This is a genomic window from Enterobacter sp. SENG-6, assembly GCF_001605945.1.
Taxonomy (GTDB): Bacteria; Pseudomonadota; Gammaproteobacteria; order Enterobacterales; family Enterobacteriaceae; genus Enterobacter; species Enterobacter cloacae.
Genome location: NZ_LOMM01000009.1, coordinates 80,348 through 100,595 on the forward strand (window position 1 = coordinate 80,348; position 20,248 = coordinate 100,595).

The window sequence follows — 20,248 nt, forward strand, 5'->3', positions numbered from 1 at the left end:
CCCCCTGGGGTGTTGAATTTTGCTACCCTATGAGAGGTAACGCCTCTCAACCGGGGCGGTCTACGATAATGGAATGAACTGATTATGAGTGAAAATGATACTATCCCAAAGAAGTCTACAAGCCAGATTAACAAAGCGGTATTCTTCACATCTGCTTTGTTAATTTTCCTTCTTGTCGCCTTTGCCGCAGTATTCCCGGATCTGGCCGACAAAAAATTCAAACTCCTGCAGCAACAGATATTCACCAATGCCAGCTGGTTCTACATTCTTGCTGTCGCCCTGATTTTACTGAGTGTTACTTTCCTCGGTCTTTCGCGTTACGGTGATATCAAACTGGGGCCGGATCATGCCCAGCCTGATTTCAGCTACCATTCCTGGTTTGCGATGCTGTTTTCGGCAGGGATGGGGATCGGCCTGATGTTCTTTGGCGTTGCCGAACCGGTAATGCATTACCTTTCGCCACCCGTCGGCACCCCTGAAACCGTAGCCGCAGCGAAAGAAGCCATGCGCCTGACGTTCTTCCACTGGGGACTGCATGCATGGGCCATCTATGCCATAGTGGCGCTGATTCTGGCATTCTTCAGCTACCGTCACGGTTTGCCATTAACGCTGCGTTCCGCACTCTATCCCATCATCGGCGATCGCATCTACGGTCCTGTCGGCCATGCAGTCGATATTTTTGCGGTGATAGGGACGGTCTTTGGCGTTGCCACATCGCTGGGTTACGGTGTTTTGCAGGTTAATGCCGGTCTGAACCATCTTTTTGGGGTGCCCATCAATGAAACGGTGCAGGTCATTCTGATTGTGGTCATCACGGGGTTAGCGACGATTTCAGTGGTGTCCGGTCTGGACAAGGGAATACGTATCCTCTCTGAACTCAATCTGGGTCTGGCTGTTTTACTTCTGGCGCTTGTGCTGTGTCTTGGACCAACCGTACTTTTACTGAAATCTTTTGTCGAAAATACCGGCGGTTATCTTTCGGAATTAGTGAGTAAAACCTTTAACCTTTACGCCTACGAACCGAAATCAAGCAACTGGCTTGGTGGCTGGACGCTGTTGTACTGGGGATGGTGGCTTTCCTGGTCGCCGTTTGTCGGTATGTTCATCGCGCGCGTATCCCGTGGCAGGACAATTCGTGAGTTTGTTACGGGCGTGCTGTTTGTTCCCGCAGGTTTTACCCTCATGTGGATGACGGTGTTTGGTAACAGCGCCATTTATCTCATCATGAATCAGGGAGCAACAGACCTGGCAAATACCGTCCAGCAGGATGTCGCGCTGGCCCTGTTTAATTTCCTTGAACATTTCCCGTTTTCCTCAGTGTTGTCATTTATTGCAATGGCGATGGTCATTGTCTTCTTTGTCACCTCGGCTGACTCCGGGGCGATGGTTGTGGATACGCTGGCATCGGGTGGCGTCGCTAATACGCCTGTATGGCAACGAATTTTCTGGGCCTCGCTTATGGGGATTGTGGCCATTGCACTGCTGATTGCGGGTGGGCTAAGCGCGCTGCAAACCGTGACAATAGCGAGCGCATTACCGTTCTCCGTGATCTTATTGATCTCAATATACGGACTGTTAAAAGCCCTGCGTCGGGATTTGACCAAACGTGAAAGTCTGAGCATGGCGACGATTGCGCCGACTGCCGCACGTAACCCTATTCCGTGGCAGAGAAGGTTGCGCAATATTGCCTATCTGCCGAAACGTTCTCTGGTGAAACGGTTTATGGACGACGTTATCCAGCCTGCCATGACGTTGGTTCAGGAAGAACTGAACAAGCAGGGGACGTTGAGTCATATCAATGATGCGGCTGACGATCGTCTCCGGCTTGAAGTTGATTTAGGCAATGAGCTGAACTTTATTTATGAAGTGAGGCTACGTGGCTATAATTCGCCAACTTTTGCTCTTGCCGCTATGGATAATGACGAGCAACAGGCAGAGCAACACCGCTATTATCGCGCTGAAGTGTATCTGAAAGAGGGCGGTCAGAACTATGATGTGATGGGCTGGAATCAGGAACAGCTTATCAATGACATACTGGACCAGTACGAAAAACATTTGCACTTCCTGCATCTGGTTCGTTAATACCAAAATGCCGTCCGATGGGACGGCATTTATTTTGCCACTGACTGTGTGAGACAGCCTCATGTTAGCCACTGTACTTATCGTTATTGTTGCGTTAATCCATCTCTATATTCTGGTGCTGGAGATGTTCCTGTGGAACACCAAAACCGGGCACAAGGCTTTCAATCTCACGCCCGATTTTGCGCGAGACACCCGCGTACTGGCTGCGAATCAGGGGCTGTATAACGGTTTTCTGGCGGCGGGTCTGCTCTGGGGACTCTGGCTCGGAGAGCGCGGTGTCCCTGTGACCGTCTTTTTCCTGAGCTGCGTGCTACTTGCCGGAATTTTTGGCGCAGCGACTGCCAGTCGAAAAATCCTCTATGTTCAGGCTATGCCGGCTCTCGCTGCCTTACTTGCGCTGCTTATCTAATACTTTGGTCAACGTAATGCGTCCGCTATACTCGGTGCATCACCCGCTAAATGACAGACGAGAGACTGTTTATGAACAACGATATTCCGCTTAAATATTATGACATCGTCGATGAGTATTCGACGGAAACCGCTGAGCCAGTCAGTGAGTCAGAGCATGACGCGCTGGCGTACTATTTCCAGCTGCTGCTGACGCGGTTAACGAACAACGAGGAAATCAGTGAGGAAGCCCAGCAGGAAATGGCCAGTGAGGCGGGGATCCGCTCGGCACGCATCGATGATATTGCGAATTTCCTTAATCAGTGGGGGAACGAGTAGCCCGCAAGGGCATTCTCATCGTAAGTTTCTTCGCCAGTTCACTGCGTGTCAGTGATTTTGAGAAGTACCACCCCTGGATCAGAGCGTCAGGATACCTGTCCGCAATAAAACGATACTGGGTTTCACTTTCCACCCCTTCGAAAACGAGCGTTTTGTTGAGCCTGGCAAGCGCATCGCAAAAAATAGCAAAAATATTCTGCTTATAATGTTCATTGATACCGTCCACCAGCGACTTATCGATTTTGATTTCGTCATATTCCAGCAGAGAGAGTCGGTCCAGGTTTGAGTTTTTCACGCCGAAATCGTCTATCGATATTCTCACCCCAAGTTTTTTCAGCTCCAGACAAAACCCTTCCAGAATATCCGCACTGGATACCGCTTTTTCTGAAAGTTCCACTTTTATCAAAGACAGGGGGATGTGATTAAATGCACATTCACGACGTAACGTCTGGATAAACTGTCCATCTTCAATCTCTGTTCGCCCAACGTTTAGCGAAATCATCAGCTGATGTTTAATGGCAAGCGGTGCGATCTCAGACAGCGATTTTTCAATAATATTAATATAATACTGTCGGTACAGCCCAATTTTCTTAATTAAAGGAATAAACAGTTCCGGAGAAACATCGGTGCGATGATAATCGCGCCATCTCGACAGCACTTCTACCCCGACAATGCTTTTATCCTGGATACGTATAATCGGCTGGTAGTTAACGCTGATAGAATTGTTTTTTACCGCCTTAACCAGCGTTCGCTCCAGTGAGAAGCGATCTTCGTAAATGCGCATGAAAAACAACGAGATTGCGGTCCAGATAAAACACAAAATAGTCGTCAGAAGAATAAACACCACAACGGGGAGCGAAGCCAGGCCCGCGTCGTAATGCTTCACCGTAACGCATATGTCCCATCGCGTGCTGCACTGCGTCAGGATCAGGGTAAATAGCGCTGAATCTGGCCAGTGGTGTTTTATGACATCTGGCTTAACCGAGAAAAAAGTTCGGTCGAAATCTTTCGTCGTGGTACTCAGCGCATAGTTTGCCGTAACCGGCATGAATTTATCGTAGGCATAACGCGAGGTGAAAATAATCACATTATTATAGATTGCCGCGTTGCCAGTGAAAAAATCTTTTCTCGAAAACTGCGCTAACAGAAAGCCTCTTGGTGTTTTATGGAGTTCTGTTGGTAGAGGGACTGGAGTGGCGAGCTTACCCCAAAAGGCAGTACAGACGACTTGCCCATTTTCAACAAAACCGATATCGGAAAAATAGGGGCTGTCGAGTTTTAGCTTTCTGTAGCGATCAAGGCTGGTTTGATCGCAGCCTCGGGTTGTTACCTCTTTAAGGGCCAGCGCGATGCTTTCGGATAATCCTTCGGAATAGTGCAAAAGCGTCTGGGCGATCTCACGCTGTTTATCCTTCTGCTGGCTGATGATAACCCCATTCACCGCATACAGAGACAGAATGACCAGAATCGTTGATACGATAGCAACGGCAATGATTTTTTTCATTTTCCGGTTATCCTGTCAGCTCCCTGATGGGGTGAATCTTAACACAGCCGGGGCAGGGTACAAGCCTGGTACTCACGGGGGAGAGCGGCAGGTGCCAGGGATCTCCGTAATAACCCTGACGCAAATTTTAGTGAAGCAAAATAATAACCGCTTCTTATTGTGCGCTTAAGTGCAATTTATTTTCCTCTTATCCTGACCTTTGTTACAGTGACACGAGTTGTCAGCCAGGGATGTCAGGCGTGATAAGGTGGAAAAGCTCGTGCATGTGAAAAATACTTTTTACACAACAACCATTACTGTCATCATTGTCTCGTTGATCATCTCGTTGTCGCTTGCGGTCCAAATTACCACGTCCAGACAGCAGTCAATTCAGCAAATTAATACCGGCGTTGCTAACCTGAGCCATACCCTGGATGTTTATACTGAGGGGATCATGCGTCAAAGCGAAATGCTGATCACCACCATTTCAGACATGATCGACATTTATGGTATGACCCCGGAACAGGCGACCAATATTCAGCGGATAATAGAAAATCAGGATAATCTTCTTAGCCAGATTAACAATGTGGTTATTTACGATGTCAATGGTGACATCTTTACGGCATTGTACGGACGTTTTTCCGGGCCGCGAAAAGGGGCTGACAGATCGTTTTTTATCTATCACAAGGAAAATAAAAGTCAGCAGATTTTTATTGGCCAGCCGGTCGTGAGCAGAACGAACGGGAAATGGGTGATTACGATCAGTCGACGGCTTGAAACGCAGACCGGAGACTTTAACGGCGTTGTCGTGGTGACGCTTGGAATCGAAAATTTTCTGGCACTGTACGGGCAGATTAATATTGGCCATGCTGGTGTCATTGGCCTCACGACACAATCCGGCGTGTTGCTGGTTCGTTATCCGTTTAAAAATAACTACATTGGCGCGATTGTTTCAGACTCACCCCTGTTCAGAGAATACCTGAAGGTACAAAATTCAGGGATTGCCAGCTCGGTTTCGCGGTTTGATAAAGTCGAACGCATTTTCGCTTTTGAGAAAAACAAACGTTACGGATTGGTTACCACCGTTGCAGTGAGTAAAGAAGAAGCACTTGCAGCCTGGCGTAAGCAGGCCATTCAGCTCGCCGTACTCATTCTTATTTTTACCGTGGCGCTTATCGTCGCGTCTTATTTCCTCTATTCGGATCTGTCCAGAAAAACCAGAGATAACAAAGAGCTCAAGATAATAGCCTCTGAAGATGCGCTGACGGGGCTTTTCAACCGCCGCACGTTTGATGAAAAAATTCTGTCTGAAATCGCCACGTGTGCGGATAACGACACGCCAATTTCTATCCTCATTGTCGATGTCGATTATTTCAAAAAATACAATGATAACTACGGTCACCCAGAAGGAGACCGATGCCTTACCCTACTGGGGAATAGCCTCAGAGAGAGCCTCACCCGCAACAACCAGCTTGTGGCGCGTTATGGCGGCGAAGAGTTTGCGCTGATCCTGCCAGACGCCGATATTCAGGAAGCCATCCGCCTGGCCCAGACGATCATCCGCAATGTATTTTCACTGCATATTGAGCATGCCTTTAGCCCCTTTGGACGGGTAACGGTCAGCGTCGGGGTGTCAACCGCACGTGCCGTTGACATTGCAGGCAGCCAGCAGAACATTATTATTGCGGCTGACCAGGCGCTCTATCAGGCAAAACGCGCAGGACGCAACCGCTATGCCTTTATCGCCGTGTAAGCGGGCAAAAAAATGCCCACTAAAGCGTGGGCAAAAATACTGGAAGCAATGTGAGCAATGTCGTACTGAATACCTGAGCGTTTAACTCAACTATTCAGTGTTGAGAAAGATAATCTTTCTCATCTTAAGTTGCAACCCCACATTTCGTGTGGTGCGGTTTTGGATACTAAATGCGCGCTCTCTCGCTGTGATACTAATCACAAATTTCCTTTCCCGGATCCTGTGCTATCCTTTTTGTGTCGTTGATTTAATGACAAAAACCATACAGAGAGGAAAGTTATGGGAATTTTATCCTGGATTATCTTTGGGCTTATTGCGGGTATTCTGGCGAAGTGGATCATGCCGGGCAAAGATGGCGGTGGTTTTATCGTTACCGTGATACTGGGTATTGTCGGCGCGGTCGTCGGCGGCTGGATCAGTACGCTGTTCGGGTTTGGCAAAGTTGACGGTTTCAACTTCGGCAGTTTTGCTGTCGCCGTGATCGGCGCGCTGGTTGTTCTGTTTATCTACAGAAAAATCAAAAGCTAAGTTTGATAAGCGTTAAAAAAGGCTGCCAGATGGCGGCCTTTTTACGTTGCGGTGTTACCACCAGCCAAATTGCGTGCCAGCAACGGCGACGATGGCGACGAGCAGCATAATGAGGGTGGTTTTTCTCATTTATGCTCCCGGAGCCGCGTAACCACCGACAAAAAACCATGCTAAAAAAACCACCGCCGTTATAAAAATAACGACCGGGAAGAGGATCCCTATTCTCATGCCATCACCTGTTTTGGTTTTCAGAATGCCGTAGAGTGTACGGGGTTAATCCAAAACGTGAAAGCGCGTTTTGCCTTTACCCTTTTTATCCTGATACATCGCAACATCCGCGACGCGTAATGCGCTGTCCGGATCCATCCCGGCAGGATCAACTTCGACAACTCCCAGGCTTGCACCCGGGTACACAATACTCACACTGCCCAACCCGTATTGGCCGGCAATGCGGTCGCGAAGCCGTGCCCTGAGCTGGTTAATCTGACCCTCATCAGCCTGATTTTCCGCTTTACTCAGGCAGGCTACCAGGAACTCATCGCCCCCCAGGCGGCCGATAATCTCGTCTTCGGTCTTTTCATCTGACAGACGTTTGCCGACTTCAATGAGGAATTGATCGCCTGCTTCATGCCCGTACAGGTCGTTAATCCGTTTAAAATCATCCAGATCGATAAAAGCGATAATTACGTTGCGTTTAAGGTGGCGGCCTAAAGAAAACAGGGTGTTGAGATCTTCAAAGATGGCGCGGCGGTTGGGTAAACCGGTGAGAACGTCGGTAAAGGAATAGGCGATGAGCGCTGCATTCGCTTCTTGAAGTTGAGAAAGCAACGACTCTTTCTGAATATACTGGGCAATCAGCCCGGCAAAGAGTTTTAGCACGTGTTCGCCGCGTTCACTGAGCAGCTTCTTTTCCGTGCTGGTCGCACAGAGCGTGCCGTACAGGGAACCATCCGCCAGGTGAACCGGCACGCTCATGTACGTGGTAATACCGAGCGCTTTCGCGGCGTCGCAATCCGCCCAGCGTTCAGAAACCTCGTTACTGAAAATGGTGTCACTGTCCAGCGCACGTTTGCACAATGTATCGCCCCAGGGCACGCTTAGTCCCTCCGGGATCTGCATCTGCTTACTGTTTCGGGCATACAAAATATGCTGAAGACGGGCATTGATATCGACCTTCGTCAGGTAGGTCGACTCCATTTCGGTCACAAGTTCCAGCATCTCCAGCAACTGGCGAACGAGACTTTCAAGGGATTGTTCCGTGGTGAGCGTTTCTGACACTCGGGCCAGGATGATATCTGACATGACGTAGGTTGACTCCCATGCACAAGACGTCTGCATCTGCATGTTATGCTGAAAATTTCGACTTCAGCCATAGTAAAACATGAATGGTGAAAATTTTATATATCCACCAGAAGCAGGCAGGGGAGAAAAAGGCCCCGTTGTTGAGACCGGGGCAAAGACATCTTGATTACGGAATGATGTTCTCTGGTCATAAGGAGAACACGCCTCACTATAGTGTTGAAAAGTGCAGTTAAAATGGAGAAATGATGGAGAAAGCGACGGCGACCCGTTACCCTTATCTTCTGATGATGTAAAAAGGATCAACACGATGAGATTTCTGCTTTTGGCTCTCGCGCTACCCCTGGCGGCCTGTACCACAAAAACGTCTCCACCTGTTGCCCCACCGCCGCCGCATAGGGTGGGGATGGCTAACCCTGCCTCTGTCTATTGTCTGGAAAAAGGGGGAGAGCAGATCCCAATCCAGAGCCCGCAGGGCGTGCGTACGGAGTGTAAATTGCCCGGTGGCGAAGTGATCGACGAATGGGAGCTCTACCGCCGCGATCATCCGCAACCCGCCAGGTGACAGCAGGACAAAGATTGCGATACACTTCTCTTTAGGATTATTCTTAGCCAGTTTCTGGCCACCGTTATCGTGAGAGAAGTATGTTTCAGCTTAAACCGGGCAGCATGGCGTTGATCATTGGTGCCCGCACGGCCTCAGGCCGTCGCAATGTGGGTAAATCCGTTGAGTTGTTTGGCCTTTGCCAGCCCGGCCAGCGCTTCGTTAACCCGGTCAATGGCGTGATGACGCAACTGCCTGCGACAGCGGATCGCGCGCTCTGGCTGGTGACGGGCGATGTCTACGCCTTTGATAATCAGCACGGTTTTGCGTTTGTGCGCGCCGAACATCTGCTGCCGCTCACGCCGGATGAGGCACCGCAAACCTTCGATGCGCTGACGGCCAGCTAATCACAAATGGCGCAGCCAGTCGGCTAAGACCATTGCGTGATTCTGTTTGGTATTTTTCGCGGCGTAGAGAAGGGTTAAGGTTTGCTGTCTGGCGAGGGTTGCAAGACGCAAACCTTCGTCTTTATGCTGCGCCAGCTCTTCCTGATACGCCTGGCTGAAGGCAGCGAAATCAATGGTTTCACTGTGAAAGGCCTTACGTAACCCGTCAGAAGGCGTGAGCGCCTTGCACCATTCATTATGCACAAGGTCTGCTTTTTTCACCCCTCGCGGCCACAGTCTGTCCACCAGCACCCGATAACCATCCTCCGGGGCTGCCTGTTCATAGACGCGCTTGCACTGAATCATCATTTCCCCCTCCCAATTTAAGGTATTGTGATTATTGCAGAAGATCGGTAGTCTGAGGTTCCTTATGTTATCTGATAATACTCTGGCATAAGGAACCTTTCATGGAACACCTCCCGGTTAAAACGACGCTGCGCATTGCGCTGGTTGGCGATTACAATCCCGATGTGATTGCGCACCAGGCGATCCCGCTGGCCATTGATGATGCTGCTGCAGTACTGGATCTCATCGCTGATTACGACTGGCTTGCGACGACGGAGCTGACCAGCCCTGAAGACCTGGTGGGTTACGATGCCATCTGGCTGGTTCCTGCAAGCCCCTACAAAAACACCGAAGCCGCCTTTATCGCTGCACGCTACGCGCGCGAAAACAGCATTCCGTTTCTCGGCACCTGCGGCGGTTTCCAGCATGCATTGATTGAGTATGCGCGTAATGTGCTCGGCTGGAGCGATGCGGCGCACGCCGAAACGGACACCGAAGGCTCAATGGTGATTGCGCCGCTGACCTGCTCGCTGGTGGAAAAAACCGATGCGATTGAACTGCGCAACAACACGCTTATTGCGAAAGCCTACGGCAAGCCGGAAATTGAAGAGGGATATCACTGCAACTACGGCGTATCGCCGGAATTTGCGCAGGAGCTGGAGAGCGGTGATATGCGCGTGACGGGCTGGGACGAGCAGGGGGAAATCCGTGCCGCAGAGCTGGTCACCCATCCGTTCTTCGTGATTACCTTATTCCAGCACGAGCGTGCAGCGCTGGCGGGGCGTCCGGTGGTGTTGGTACAGGCGATGCTGCGTGCGGCACGGGGATAAATAACAGGCAGACCGTCAGGTCTGCCACTGTTTTTAGCGGGGCGTGATCTCCCGGTCGCGCCCGGCAAGCATGCCGCAGATGGCCATCACCACCGAGGCCAGCGCGCAGGCCAGAAGGGGGATCTGCCAGTCACCGGCGGTATCGTGAATTTTCCCCATCAGCGGAGGCCCGCAGGCGGCCAGCAGATAACCAATCGACTGCGCCATACCGGACAGTGCCGCCGCCTGATGGGCAGAGCTGGCGCGCAGGCCGATGAACGTCAGACCGAGGATCATCGTTGCTCCGGTGCCAAAGCCAAACACCAGCGTCCACACGACTGCCAAATCCGGTGCAAACCAGAAACCGGCCGCACTCACTGCGCACATCAGGGCTACGGCACCGGCGATCCCGCGCTGATCGTTCAGGCGATGCAGGATCAGCGGCACGGCAAGGCCCGGAATGGCCGTGGCCAGCTGTAAGAGCCCGTGCATGGAGCCTGCCTGCGCTTCGCTGTAGCCGTGGCTGAGTAATATCGCGGGTAACCAGCCGATGATGACGTAGTAAATCAGCGAGTTAATGCCGAGAAAGAGCGTCACCTGCCAGGCGAGGGCAGAACGCCATATGGCGCGGTTGTGCAGCGCTCCTGCACCGGTCACTGTGGCGACCTGCTTCTGGCGCCACTGTGGCAGCCAGAGCAGCAGCGCCAGCAGGGGAAAGATCATCAGCATTAGCAGCGCGCCATGCCAGCCTGCGGCTCCCTGGGCGAGAGGAACAATCAGCGCCGAACCGAGCGCCGCCGAAACGCCCATCGTCAGGGAATAGGCCCCGGTAAGGCGGGCAACCTGGCCGGGAAAGTCGCGTTTGATTAAGCCCGGTAACAGCACATTCCCGAGCGCGATCCCGCAACCTATCACCGCCGTACCGGTAAACAGCAGGGCCGCGGAGGGCAGAGAGCGCACGACAATCCCGGCGCAGATCAGCAGCAGGGCGAGGAACAGGCTGCGCTCCATGCCGATACGCCGTGCTACGCCCGCGGCAAGCGGCGAGACAAGGGCAAACGCTAATAGCGGCAGGGTGGTTAGCAGGCCGCTTTGCGCGGTGGTTAATCCATATTCAAGGCGAATGGTATCGAGCAGCGGCGCTGCGCCGGTAAAGGTGACGCGAAGCGTCGTGGCAATCATCAGAATGCCGGCGATCAGCAGCGCGCCTTTGCGAGTAGCAGTAGTCATTGTTTTCTCATACGTTCAGGCGAGCGCACACAATACCGATTTTCGCCGTGGTTGAAATCAGGCTAAAATGACAGTTTATCGCTAATATCGGACAACCTGATGAACGGTCTGGGACTCGACGGCTACGATCCCGATAGCCAATTCGATGCCGCGGTCGCGTTTCGCATCCGCGTGGTAGCGCAGGAGCAATATATTCCGCTCCATCAGCACCGCAAAGGGCAGCTGATTCTGGCGCTGGGTGGTGCAATCACCTGTGAGGTAGAAAATGCCATGCTGATGGTACCGCCCCAGTATGCCGTGTGGATCCCCGGGCAGATGCCCCACAGCAACAGGGCCACGCCAGGCGCGCAGCTCTGCTTTTTGTTTATTGAACCTGGTGCCGTCAGTCTGCCGGACCGGTGCTGTACCCTGAAAATATCGCCGCTGGTGCGGGAGCTGATTCTGTCGCTGGCGGGAAAAACGCGTGAGCAACTGCCGCTTGCCACCACCTCGCGTCTGGTGGATGTGCTGTTTGATGAACTGCCGCTCCAGCGGCAGGAGCATTTACAGCTGCCCGTTTCCCCTCATCCTAAAATTCGGTTGATGAGCGAAAAGATGGCGGAAGAGCCCGCCGCGTGGCAGACGCTGGCGCAATGGGCGAGCCACTTTGCCATGAGTGAGCGCAACCTGGCGCGGCTGGTGGTCAAAGAGACGGGCTTAAGCTTTCGCCGCTGGCGTCATCAGCTGCAGTTGATTGTGGCGTTGCAGCTGCTGATTGGCGGGAAGTCAGTTCAGCAGGTGGCGCAGTCACTTGGTTATGACTCCACCACCGCCTTTATTACGATGTTTAAAAAGGGGCTGGGGCAAACGCCCGCGCGCTATATTGCCAGCCTGACTACGACTTCCCAATAAACAGCGAAACCAGCCCGGCGGCAATGAGCGGGCCCACCGGAACGCCGCGAAAGAGCGCCACGCCAAGCACCGTTCCCACCAGCAGGCCAGCCACCAGCGAGGGCTGGCTGCTCATCAACGTGACGCCGCGACCACCCAGCCATGACACGAAAATCCCCACCGCGATAGCCACCAGTGATTTCCAGTTAACAAACGAGTGCAGCAGCGTTGAGGCCGGAAGCGTGCCGCTGGCAATGGGGGCCATCACCCCAATGGTCAAAATGATTATCCCGATCGTCAGGCCTTGTTTTTCTATCCACGGGAAAAAAGTGTTTAACGGGGTGACGCGCACAATGATCAACACCAGGATCGAGATGGCGACGGTGGTGTTATGGCTGATAAAGCCGAGTGCAGCGAGTGCCAGAAGAATGAGCAGAGTAGGGTCAAACATGAGGAGTCCTTGCCAGAATAGTAAGCCTGCTTACTTTACGCGGAAAAACGGCTAACGACAGTGTTTTAAAAAAAATAGGAGATTGTCATATCCGTGTCATTTGCAGGGGATAAAACGGCATCAGGCATCGCAAAGGGTCGCTAAAGATGAACGATCACATGTTTGTTGAAACGCTGGTTATCTCCTCATCGTTTTTCGCTATTGCGGTGATTTTGATCGCATCAGTTCTGTTTCTGGAAAAGAGAGGCTGACAGAGGCGTCAGCCATCACGGTCACGCTTTACGAAACGTCACCAGTTCAGGGCGGGCAATGCGCAGATAATCCTGGGTATCCATGATCACGGATTTTTCCAGCAGACCGGCATTGAACGCGATTTCGTCAAAACGCTCGAACAGGAGCGGGTCGGCGACCAGCGTCAGATCCGGATGGAAGCTAAACGGTGGGATAGCGCCAAACACGCAGGCGGTCAAATGATCGACTTCAGCCGGGCTTGCGAGAGAGGCTTTTAAGCCGCCGAAATGGCTGGCAAGCTGGCTCAGGTCGGCCTGCTGGTCAGCGGCCAGGATCGCCAGAACGTGTTTTTTTACGCCGTTTCCCTTCACTTTGCAGACCAGCGCTTTTGCGCCTTGCCCCAGATCGGTTCCGCGGATTTCGCTTACCGCTTCGCATTTTCCTACGGCCTCGTGCTCCATCACGCGAAAGCGCGCACCTTGCTGCGTTAACAGCGAAATGAGTTGCTGGTGGGTAGCAGTACCCTTAACCTCATCAGACATAGTCAGTTTACCTGTTATCTGCCAATACGCAGTTTCCAACAGTAGCACAGATCTTTTTGCGAAGGGGATGGACGAAACGGAAAGAAAACAGCCAGCGTGTCGCTGGCTGTGGGGTCAGGCATTGCTGGTGGCCGATTGCTTGTGGAACAGCTCCCGGAACACCGGATAGATATCATCCTGGTCACGGATGTGTTGCATGGCGAAGTTATCGAACATCGATTGCAGATGTTCATATTCACGCCACAGCGTCTGGTGAGCACGACGCGTGATTTCGATATAGCTGTAGTAACGCACCACCGGCAAAATTTTCTTCGCCAGAATGTCGTGACACAGCGGCGAATCATCCGCCCAGTTGTCGCCATCCGACGCCTGCGCAGCATAGATGTTCCACTGAGCCGGATCGTAACGCTCTTTCACCACCTCATCCATCAGCTTCAGGGCGCTCGATACGATGGTGCCGCCGGTCTCCTGCGAGTAGAAGAACTCATGTTCATCCACCTCTTTGGCCTGGGTGTGGTGGCGAATATAAACCACTTCCACGTTCTTATAGGTTCTGCTCAGGAACAGATAGAGCAGAATGTAAAAACGCTTCGCCATATCCTTGGTGGCCTGGTCCATTGAACCGGAGACGTCCATCAGACAGAACATGACAGCCTGGCTCGAAGGCTCCGGCCGTTTTTCGAAGTTTTTATAGCGCAGGTCGAAGGTATCAATAAACGGTACCCGCTCAATCTTCGCCCTCAGCTCGGCAATCTCTTTACGCAGGCGCTCCTCTTCCAGCAGTTGCGCTGGTTCTGTGTTTTCTACCACCTTCAGGCTGCTTTCCAGTTCGCGCAGTTCCCGCCGTTTACCGGCCGTCATGGCCGTGCGCCGCGCCAGCGAGTTCTGCAGCGAACGAACGACGCTGATATTGGCCGGTACGCCGTTTGCGGTATAACCCGCGCGATGGGTTTTGTATTCGTTAAGCTGACGGTGCTGGTTCTTTTTCAGATTAGGCAGCGCCAGATCCTCAAAGAGCAGGTCGAGATATTCATCTTTTGAGATCTGAAAGACGAATTCATCCTGGCCTTCACCATCCTGACTGGCCTGTCCTTGACCGCTTCCAGAACCGCCGCCGCCTCCTTGTGGGCGCTCGATTCTGTCGTTCTGAACGAAGTGGTCATTACCTGGGTGTACGCGATGGCGCAGGCCGCCACGCCCCTGATGAAACATCGGTTCGCTGATGTCATCGGTGGGGATGGAGACAGACTCGCCGCTGTCGACGTCGGTTACCGAGCGTTTGTTGATGGCCTCGGAGATCGACTGTTTAATTTGCGCTTTGTAACGGCGCAAGAAGCGCTGGCGATTCACCATGCTCTTGTTTTTGCCGTTCAGACGCCGGTCAATAAACCAGGTCATATACCCCCCGTACTGCATTTGCCAACTTGCATTTTGTCGGCCCGGTGAGCGTTAAACGCTACCGGGCACTTGTTTTAAGACGATTTCCGTACGCGCAGATACCATTCGCAAAGCAAACGAACCTGTTTGCGGGTGTAGCCTTTTTCCATCATACGGTCGACAAAATCGTCGTGTTTTTTCTGCTCGTCAGTTGAGGTTTTGGTGTTAAACGAAATGACGGGTAACAGCTCCTCGGTATTAGAGAACATTTTCTTCTCGATGACCGTGCGCAGTTTCTCGTAGCTGGTCCAGTTCGGATTACGACCGTTGTTATGCGCTCTGGCACGCAGTACGAAGTTCACAATTTCGTTACGGAAGTCTTTCGGGTTGCTGATCCCGGCAGGCTTCTCTATTTTTTCCAGCTCCGCGTTCAGGGATTCACGGTCAAACAGCTGTCCGGTATCCGGGTCGCGATACTCCTGATCCTGGATCCAGAAGTCAGCATAAGTGACGTAACGGTCAAAGATGTTCTGGCCGTATTCTGAATAGGATTCCAGGTAGGCCGTCTGGATCTCTTTGCCAATGAACTCGGCATATTTCGGGATCAGATAACCTTTCAGGAACTCAAGGTAACGTTCCGCCTGCTCCTGTAGGAACTGCTCGCGTTCAATCTGCTGCTCCAGCACATAGAACAGGTGGACCGGGTTGGCCGCCACTTCCGCATGGTCGAAGTTAAACACGCGGGAGAGGATCTTAAACGCGAAACGCGTGGACAGACCGTTCATGCCCTCGTCGACACCCGCGTAATCGCGGTACTCCTGATACGACTTCGCTTTCGGGTCGGTATCTTTCAGGCTTTCCCCGTCATACACGCGCATTTTGGAGTAGATGCTGGAGTTTTCCGGCTCTTTCAGACGCGACAGGATGGAGAAGCGCGACAGCGTTTCCAGCGTGCCCGGTGCGCATGGGGCATGCATTAGCTCACTATGGTTAAGCAGTTTTTCGTAAATTTTGATCTCTTCGGAGATCCGCAGGCAATAAGGCACTTTGACGATGTACACACGGTCAAGGAACGCCTCATTGTTTTTGTTATTACGGAAGGAGACCCACTCTGATTCGTTCGAGTGCGCCAGGATGATGCCGTTGAACGGCAGGGCAGAGATACCTTCCGTCCCGTTGTAGTTCCCCTCCTGGGTGGCCGTCAGCAGTGGATGCAGCACTTTAATGGGTGCTTTAAACATCTCGACGAATTCCATGATGCCCTGGTTTGCCCGGCACAGTGCGCCGGAGTAGCCGTAGGCATCCGGGTCATTCTGGGCGTAATTTTCCAGCTTACGGATATCGACTTTACCGACCAGCGCCGAGATGTCCTGGTTGTTCTCATCACCCGGTTCCGTTTTGGCGATGGCGATCTGCTCCAGAATGGATGGCCACACTTTCACGACGCGGAATTTGGTGATATCGCCACCAAACTCATGCAGGCGTTTCGCCGCCCACGGCGACATGATGGTGCCGAGATAACGACGCGGAATGCCGTACTCTTTATCCAGAATTTGCGCATCTTCCTGCGGGTTAAACAGGCACAGCGGATGGTCGTTCACCGGGCTGCGTTCACCGTTGGCGCTCAGTACATAGATAGGCACGCGCTGCATCAGCGATTTCAGCCGTTCAGCCAGCGACGATTTACCGCCACCCACCGGGCCGAGTAAATAGAGGATCTGTTTCTTCTCTTCCAGACCCTGAGCAGCATGCTTCAGGTAGGAGACGATTTGCTCGATGGCATCTTCCATGCCATAGAACTCTTCAAACGCCGGGTATCGGGCGACCACCCGATTCGAAAAGAGACGGGAAAGCCGTGGTTCCTGGGCAGTATCAACCATGTTTGGCTCACCAATAGCCATCAATAGCCGTTCTGCCGCGTTGGCATAGGCACTGCGATCTTGCCGACAGATGGTAAGAAACTCCTGCAGTGTGAACTCTTCGTCCTTGGCAGCTTCATAGCGCTGGCGATAGTGATCGAATATATTCATGGCATGCCGTCCTTTTGTATAATCTGGGAACATTTGCGAATCAGCACTTTTAGCGTAATTCTTCAACGGGATAAAAAAATGCTCCGTCCTATTTGTTATGAGCGAGTATCAAGCATTCAGCAAGTCGAAATGGGGAATGGATTGGATGATCAGAGGTCTTCTTTAACTGCCTATTTAGACAAAAACTCTGATAAATTCACGAATGATAGAGTTTTCATAACGGATGCGGGGCTTTCGGCATTTAAAAATGCCAATATTTCACCTGAGTCTCAACTTGGGATATTTTTGCAAGATGTGGGGAACCGCAAGTACGGTAAGGGTGACGCACTTATAGTCATTAGCCTTGATAGGTTATCGCGTCGTTCAAGTTGGGCTGAAAGTACTATCCAGTACATCGTGAACAGCGGTGTAGAAATCCACGATATTTCTACAAATCTTGTGTTACGGGCAGATGATCCTATGTCGAAAATCCATATGGAACTCATACAGCATCGCTCGCACAATGAATCATTGATGAAGTCGGTACGTGCTAAGTTAGCTTGGGATAACAAAATTTTACGTGCATTACAGAATGGAGAGGTGATTTCCAATCGTATGCCTAACTGGTTAAAAAACGTTGATAACAAGTATCAGGTGATCCCTGAACAGGCTGAACTTATTGTTAAGTGTTTCGAGTGGTATAGGGAAGGGCTTAGTACTGGAGAGATTGTTAAGCGTATCGGTAAAAAGTGGCAGATGGTAACAGTGTCAAGGCTAATACGTGACCGCCGCTTATTGGGTGAACATGAGCGATATAATGGTGAGGTTGTACCAAATGTGTACCCGAAAATCATTGATGAAGACTTGTTTCTAACGGCGAACAGGATGATGGATCGCGTTATGCTGGAGAAGAAAAAGCCAGCCGAGGATCTGTTACTTGAACCTGATGTAGTTCGTGAAATTTTCAAACTGTATGAAAGTGGACTTGGCTCAGGGGCAATTGTTAAACGCTTGCCTAAAGGGTGGAGTACTGTAAATGTACTGCGAGTACTACGCGATAAGAAAGTAGTTACTATGAAGATTATCGATAATCTCACTTTTGAACGGGTCAATGAGAAGTTATCAAGGAATGGTATAGCCAATCGTATTCGTAAAGATATAACAATTGCTCAGGATGATTACATCACAAACCTGTTCCCCAAAATATTAAAGTGTGGTAATTGTGGAGGAAACATTGCCATTCACTATAACCATGTCAGAACTAAATACGTCATTTGTCGCAACAGGGAAGAGAAGAAGATTTGTGATGCCAAATCTTTCCAGTACACAAGAATTGAGAAGAATATTCTTCAGCTTGTCAAAAACATCGATTTCAATAAATTAATGATGGAAGGACAGTCTGATTCTGACCTTTTGCTTGCATCGTTACGAGAAGAATTGTCTACTCTGAAGAAGGAAGAGGAAACCTATCAGATAAAAATTAATGAACGTAAGGTAGCAGGTAAGAAGACCTCTTTACCATTAATGACTGGTTTGACCGAGGTTCAAGATAGAATTGAAGAAATTGAATCCGATATTTTAAATGCTAAAAATATCAAAGAAATCCCTGTTTTTGACTTTGATATTAATAAAGTACTTGATCCGATGAATGTTGAACTACGTGCAAAGCTAAGAAAGGAATTAAGATTAGTACTTAAATCAGTAAAGTACTGGATTTTTGGAAAACGTATTTTCGTTCAGTTAGAATATTTCAATGAAATCCTATCCCATGTACTTGTGATTGATAATAAGCGGGGTGGTGGTGAAGTACTACATGAAATTGTCATTTCAGAATCTAATGGTGAACGTGTTTATACGGTCAATGAAGAAGGTAAAACAGTATTCATTGCGTCAGTAACATCTGGTACAGATATGTGGTCACTTGCTATTAGTCGTACAAAAACACTGGATGATGTTGGATTGTATCTTAATTTACTCAATCGTGAAAATTTTGAGATCGTGGTGAATGAAGATTTGATTGATTGGATAGATTAACTTATGAACACTCTTGGCTGATTAATAATAAACAGAGTGTTCAAACCCTCACATACTACCTTTCATTTCAACAACTTTTTGAAGGTTCCGAATAAATATCTAAAAGATAATTAAAAAGGAACCTCAAATGAATTTTCTAATAGAAGTACTCGCAGCCATTCTTTACATTTTAGTTATTTTCCCCATGTACATAGTCTGTTCAATATTCTTTATGGTGCTGTGTATCATTACTCTACCTTTGAAGATACCGGTAATAAATAGATGGGTTAGGAACTACCTGAAACGGGAAAAATAAATATGGTATAATATTGGTATAAAGTACTTAATGCTTTGTCTCAACTTCCTCAGTACTTCCAGATTGAATCAACAATAAGGATTTAAAAATCCGTGAAACGATTTTGAAAAAAATCCTATACTAAAAATGTCTTCACATATTTCGCATGTTTCGAAAAATATTAATAAATAATATATAGATTGTGACTCATCTATCTTTCCATTGAAAAGAAACCCTACGCCGTAGGGTTCTTTTTACATGGGATTTATTACGAAATCGAAATCATTTAATAAGGAAAAACAAATGAAAAACAAAAAGGATGTAAAAAATAATTGTGTAACTGTGCGATTAACTGACGCTCAGTTAACCGCATTGCAGGAACTATCTAAGAGTGGAGTCTGCGAGCGTGAAACACTCGCAAGTGCTTTTCAGCACCTACTGACGCAATTCATTATTTTGAAAAAAGGCTAATGCTGTACGCCTAATAAAGTTATAGCAAATGGTGAGACAGGATGTTTCATCACAAAAGAAAGGAATCTTAAAATGGATAGAGTAAATGATTTAAAAAATGTACGTGAACATATTGATTATCCTCATCTAAAAGAAGGTCGCAAGGCATTCAATAATATGTTCGATAGAACGCTATATAACCCTGATTATGCTGATGTAAGTATTGGTGAAGGTTTTAGCAAACTAACATTATTCTTGGATTGGCATGAACAGAATTATGAAGAGCATTGGCAACTTGATAAAGATATACTAAATCCATGTTCACGAGAGTACTCACCTCAAAACTGTATGTATGTTCCTCCTGAAGTTAACCAACTCTTCAAAAGTACCAAACCTGGTAAGTACATGAAAGGTGTTGAAGCATCAGGTAAGAAATTCAAAGCATATTGTAGTGTTGATGGGAAAAAGATTTGTTTAGGTACTTATCCCACAGAACTTGAAGCACATGAAGTACATATGAAGTGGCGTAAGGCACGTTTGATAGAACTCGCTGAGAAGTACAAAGATTATGAAAAACTAAGTGCGGCACTATTAGAACACGCCAACAAAATTTAATAAAAAAGGCACTACGTAGAGGTAGTGCCATAAAATATATGGAGATATTATATAATGTATAACTATTTATCGAAAAATAAAATGAAGTTTATCAGCGGTGATTGTGGTAGTGGTAAAACACACTCGTTGACCTGCTCCCCGTTGATTAGTACACCCCGATGTTAGTAATGTCTTCATAAGCCACATGAGGACATCCCCATGAAGAAGCGT

23 protein-coding genes are annotated in these 20,248 nt (G+C 49.5%); 13 read left to right on the plus strand and 10 right to left on the minus strand.

Annotated features, from left to right (window positions below; all coding sequences use genetic code 11):
- Nucleotides 1-84: 84 nt before the first annotated feature.
- From AX755_RS05810 to AX755_RS05820, 3 genes are all read left to right on the plus strand, one after another.
- Nucleotides 85-2,082 (plus strand): BCCT family transporter, encoded by a 1,998-nt coding sequence (locus AX755_RS05810; RefSeq protein WP_038979854.1) that lies wholly within the window; start codon nt 85-87, stop codon nt 2,080-2,082.
- A 61-nt stretch (nt 2,083-2,143) separates the two neighbouring features.
- Complete coding sequence (locus AX755_RS05815; RefSeq protein ID WP_023622625.1) at nt 2,144-2,491, plus strand: DUF1304 domain-containing protein; 348 nt, start codon at nt 2,144-2,146, stop codon at nt 2,489-2,491.
- Between the two features lie 71 nt (nt 2,492-2,562).
- On the plus strand, nt 2,563-2,808 hold the full coding sequence (locus AX755_RS05820; RefSeq protein ID WP_038979855.1) for a YmjA family protein: 246 nt from the start codon (nt 2,563-2,565) through the stop codon (nt 2,806-2,808).
- Here AX755_RS05820 and AX755_RS05825 read toward each other — a convergent pair.
- Nucleotides 2,786-4,312 carry an EAL domain-containing protein gene (locus AX755_RS05825; protein WP_062856440.1) on the minus strand — a complete coding sequence of 509 codons (1,527 nt, stop codon included), beginning with the start codon at nt 4,310-4,312 and terminating at the stop codon, nt 2,786-2,788. The two genes, AX755_RS05820 and AX755_RS05825, sit on opposite strands and share 23 nt — an antisense overlap.
- A gap of 247 nt (nt 4,313-4,559) precedes the next feature.
- Between AX755_RS05825 and AX755_RS05830 the strand changes: the two genes are divergently transcribed.
- Complete coding sequence (locus tag AX755_RS05830) at nt 4,560-6,044, plus strand: sensor domain-containing diguanylate cyclase (protein WP_045295800.1); 1,485 nt, start codon at nt 4,560-4,562, stop codon at nt 6,042-6,044.
- Nucleotides 6,045-6,323: 279 nt separating this feature from the next.
- Nucleotides 6,324-6,572 carry a GlsB/YeaQ/YmgE family stress response membrane protein gene (locus AX755_RS05835; RefSeq protein WP_008500746.1) on the plus strand — a complete coding sequence of 83 codons (249 nt, stop codon included), beginning with the start codon at nt 6,324-6,326 and terminating at the stop codon, nt 6,570-6,572.
- A gap of 54 nt (nt 6,573-6,626) precedes the next feature.
- Here AX755_RS05835 and yoaJ read toward each other — a convergent pair whose 3' ends face one another.
- From yoaJ to AX755_RS05840, 3 genes are read right to left on the minus strand one after another with little or no spacing between them, the layout of a single operon-like run.
- Nucleotides 6,627-6,701 (minus strand): protein YoaJ, encoded by a 75-nt coding sequence (gene yoaJ, locus AX755_RS26035; protein ID WP_071830143.1) that lies wholly within the window; start codon nt 6,699-6,701, stop codon nt 6,627-6,629.
- The gene (locus AX755_RS25295) at nt 6,702-6,800 is read right to left on the minus strand and encodes a YoaK family small membrane protein (protein WP_014883431.1); all 99 of its coding nucleotides are present in this window, start codon (nt 6,798-6,800) and stop codon (nt 6,702-6,704) included.
- Between the two features lie 45 nt (nt 6,801-6,845).
- Nucleotides 6,846-7,874 (minus strand): sensor domain-containing diguanylate cyclase, encoded by a 1,029-nt coding sequence (locus AX755_RS05840; RefSeq protein WP_062856441.1) that lies wholly within the window; start codon nt 7,872-7,874, stop codon nt 6,846-6,848.
- 307 nt (nt 7,875-8,181) lie between these two features.
- On the opposite strand from AX755_RS05840, the gene AX755_RS25075 reads away from it, so the two are divergent.
- Nucleotides 8,182-8,436, plus strand: coding sequence for a putative hemolysin (locus AX755_RS25075; protein ID WP_038979863.1), 255 nt, complete (start codon nt 8,182-8,184; stop codon nt 8,434-8,436).
- An 80-nt stretch (nt 8,437-8,516) separates the two neighbouring features.
- Nucleotides 8,517-8,822: a hypothetical protein gene (locus tag AX755_RS05850; RefSeq protein ID WP_013097068.1), complete on the plus strand. Its 306-nt coding sequence runs from the start codon at nt 8,517-8,519 to the stop codon at nt 8,820-8,822.
- Here AX755_RS05850 and AX755_RS05855 read toward each other — a convergent pair whose 3' ends face one another.
- Nucleotides 8,823-9,167 carry a DUF488 domain-containing protein gene (locus tag AX755_RS05855; RefSeq protein WP_062856442.1) on the minus strand — a complete coding sequence of 115 codons (345 nt, stop codon included), beginning with the start codon at nt 9,165-9,167 and terminating at the stop codon, nt 8,823-8,825.
- Between the two features lie 101 nt (nt 9,168-9,268).
- Between AX755_RS05855 and AX755_RS05860 the strand changes: the two genes are divergently transcribed.
- A complete protein-coding gene (locus tag AX755_RS05860) occupies nt 9,269-9,976 on the plus strand; it encodes a CTP synthase C-terminal region-related (seleno)protein (protein WP_062856443.1) in 708 nt (235 codons plus the stop codon).
- A gap of 33 nt (nt 9,977-10,009) precedes the next feature.
- Here the strand turns inward: AX755_RS05860 and AX755_RS05865 are convergent, their stop codons facing one another.
- Nucleotides 10,010-11,185: a CynX/NimT family MFS transporter gene (locus tag AX755_RS05865; protein WP_062856444.1), complete on the minus strand. Its 1,176-nt coding sequence runs from the start codon at nt 11,183-11,185 to the stop codon at nt 10,010-10,012.
- A gap of 99 nt (nt 11,186-11,284) precedes the next feature.
- Between AX755_RS05865 and AX755_RS05870 the strand changes: the two genes are divergently transcribed.
- Complete coding sequence (locus tag AX755_RS05870; protein ID WP_038419134.1) at nt 11,285-12,076, plus strand: AraC family transcriptional regulator; 792 nt, start codon at nt 11,285-11,287, stop codon at nt 12,074-12,076.
- Here AX755_RS05870 and AX755_RS05875 read toward each other — a convergent pair.
- Nucleotides 12,060-12,506 carry a DUF441 domain-containing protein gene (locus AX755_RS05875; protein ID WP_008500737.1) on the minus strand — a complete coding sequence of 149 codons (447 nt, stop codon included), beginning with the start codon at nt 12,504-12,506 and terminating at the stop codon, nt 12,060-12,062. The two genes, AX755_RS05870 and AX755_RS05875, sit on opposite strands and share 17 nt — an antisense overlap.
- 146 nt (nt 12,507-12,652) lie before the next feature.
- Here AX755_RS05875 and yoaI point away from each other — a divergent pair, with 146 nt between their 5' ends.
- Nucleotides 12,653-12,757 (plus strand): small membrane protein YoaI, encoded by a 105-nt coding sequence (gene yoaI / locus AX755_RS25720; RefSeq protein ID WP_224085044.1) that lies wholly within the window; start codon nt 12,653-12,655, stop codon nt 12,755-12,757.
- A gap of 21 nt (nt 12,758-12,778) precedes the next feature.
- Here the strand turns inward: yoaI and AX755_RS05880 are convergent, their stop codons facing one another.
- From AX755_RS05880 to yeaG, 3 genes are all read right to left on the minus strand, one after another.
- A complete protein-coding gene (locus AX755_RS05880) occupies nt 12,779-13,279 on the minus strand; it encodes a YbaK/prolyl-tRNA synthetase associated domain-containing protein (RefSeq protein ID WP_013097062.1) in 501 nt (166 codons plus the stop codon).
- Nucleotides 13,280-13,393: 114 nt separating this feature from the next.
- Complete coding sequence (locus AX755_RS05885) at nt 13,394-14,677, minus strand: YeaH/YhbH family protein (protein WP_062856445.1); 1,284 nt, start codon at nt 14,675-14,677, stop codon at nt 13,394-13,396.
- A 74-nt stretch (nt 14,678-14,751) separates the two neighbouring features.
- Nucleotides 14,752-16,686 (minus strand): protein kinase YeaG, encoded by a 1,935-nt coding sequence (gene yeaG, locus AX755_RS05890; protein WP_062856446.1) that lies wholly within the window; start codon nt 16,684-16,686, stop codon nt 14,752-14,754.
- 78 nt (nt 16,687-16,764) lie between these two features.
- Here yeaG and AX755_RS05895 point away from each other — a divergent pair, with 78 nt between their 5' ends.
- The 3 genes from AX755_RS05895 to AX755_RS05900 all read left to right on the plus strand — a co-directional run bounded on the left by AX755_RS05895 (nt 16,765) and on the right by AX755_RS05900 (nt 20,038).
- The gene (locus AX755_RS05895) at nt 16,765-18,699 is read left to right on the plus strand and encodes a recombinase family protein (protein ID WP_062856447.1); all 1,935 of its coding nucleotides are present in this window, start codon (nt 16,765-16,767) and stop codon (nt 18,697-18,699) included.
- Nucleotides 18,700-19,276: 577 nt separating this feature from the next.
- The gene (locus AX755_RS25300; protein WP_156773533.1) at nt 19,277-19,444 is read left to right on the plus strand and encodes a hypothetical protein; all 168 of its coding nucleotides are present in this window, start codon (nt 19,277-19,279) and stop codon (nt 19,442-19,444) included.
- Between the two features lie 72 nt (nt 19,445-19,516).
- Nucleotides 19,517-20,038, plus strand: coding sequence for a hypothetical protein (locus AX755_RS05900; protein WP_062856448.1), 522 nt, complete (start codon nt 19,517-19,519; stop codon nt 20,036-20,038).
- Nucleotides 20,039-20,248: the final 210 nt, after the last annotated feature.

Bases quoted from the DNA above. Each gene is read 5' to 3' on its own strand.
- AX755_RS05810 (WP_038979854.1), top strand. From the start codon at position 85: ATGAGTGAAAATGATACTATCCCAAAGAAGTCTACAAGCCAGATTAAC.
- AX755_RS05815 (WP_023622625.1), top strand. From the start codon at position 2,144: ATGTTAGCCACTGTACTTATCGTTATTGTTGCGTTAATCCATCTCTAT.
- AX755_RS05820 (WP_038979855.1), top strand. From the start codon at position 2,563: ATGAACAACGATATTCCGCTTAAATATTATGACATCGTCGATGAGTAT.
- AX755_RS05825 (WP_062856440.1), bottom strand. From the start codon at position 4,312: ATGAAAAAAATCATTGCCGTTGCTATCGTATCAACGATTCTGGTCATT.
- AX755_RS05835 (WP_008500746.1), top strand. From the start codon at position 6,324: ATGGGAATTTTATCCTGGATTATCTTTGGGCTTATTGCGGGTATTCTG.
- AX755_RS25295 (WP_014883431.1), bottom strand. From the start codon at position 6,800: ATGAGAATAGGGATCCTCTTCCCGGTCGTTATTTTTATAACGGCGGTG.
- AX755_RS05840 (WP_062856441.1), bottom strand. From the start codon at position 7,874: ATGTCAGATATCATCCTGGCCCGAGTGTCAGAAACGCTCACCACGGAA.
- AX755_RS25075 (WP_038979863.1), top strand. From the start codon at position 8,182: ATGAGATTTCTGCTTTTGGCTCTCGCGCTACCCCTGGCGGCCTGTACC.
- AX755_RS05850 (WP_013097068.1), top strand. From the start codon at position 8,517: ATGTTTCAGCTTAAACCGGGCAGCATGGCGTTGATCATTGGTGCCCGC.
- AX755_RS05855 (WP_062856442.1), bottom strand. From the start codon at position 9,167: ATGATTCAGTGCAAGCGCGTCTATGAACAGGCAGCCCCGGAGGATGGT.
- AX755_RS05860 (WP_062856443.1), top strand. From the start codon at position 9,269: ATGGAACACCTCCCGGTTAAAACGACGCTGCGCATTGCGCTGGTTGGC.
- AX755_RS05865 (WP_062856444.1), bottom strand. From the start codon at position 11,185: ATGACTACTGCTACTCGCAAAGGCGCGCTGCTGATCGCCGGCATTCTG.
- AX755_RS05870 (WP_038419134.1), top strand. From the start codon at position 11,285: ATGAACGGTCTGGGACTCGACGGCTACGATCCCGATAGCCAATTCGAT.
- AX755_RS05875 (WP_008500737.1), bottom strand. From the start codon at position 12,506: ATGTTTGACCCTACTCTGCTCATTCTTCTGGCACTCGCTGCACTCGGC.
- yoaI (WP_224085044.1), top strand. From the start codon at position 12,653: ATGAACGATCACATGTTTGTTGAAACGCTGGTTATCTCCTCATCGTTT.
- AX755_RS05880 (WP_013097062.1), bottom strand. From the start codon at position 13,279: ATGTCTGATGAGGTTAAGGGTACTGCTACCCACCAGCAACTCATTTCG.
- AX755_RS05885 (WP_062856445.1), bottom strand. From the start codon at position 14,677: ATGACCTGGTTTATTGACCGGCGTCTGAACGGCAAAAACAAGAGCATG.
- yeaG (WP_062856446.1), bottom strand. From the start codon at position 16,686: ATGAATATATTCGATCACTATCGCCAGCGCTATGAAGCTGCCAAGGAC.
- AX755_RS05895 (WP_062856447.1), top strand. From the start codon at position 16,765: ATGCTCCGTCCTATTTGTTATGAGCGAGTATCAAGCATTCAGCAAGTC.
- AX755_RS25300 (WP_156773533.1), top strand. From the start codon at position 19,277: ATGAAAAACAAAAAGGATGTAAAAAATAATTGTGTAACTGTGCGATTA.
- AX755_RS05900 (WP_062856448.1), top strand. From the start codon at position 19,517: ATGGATAGAGTAAATGATTTAAAAAATGTACGTGAACATATTGATTAT.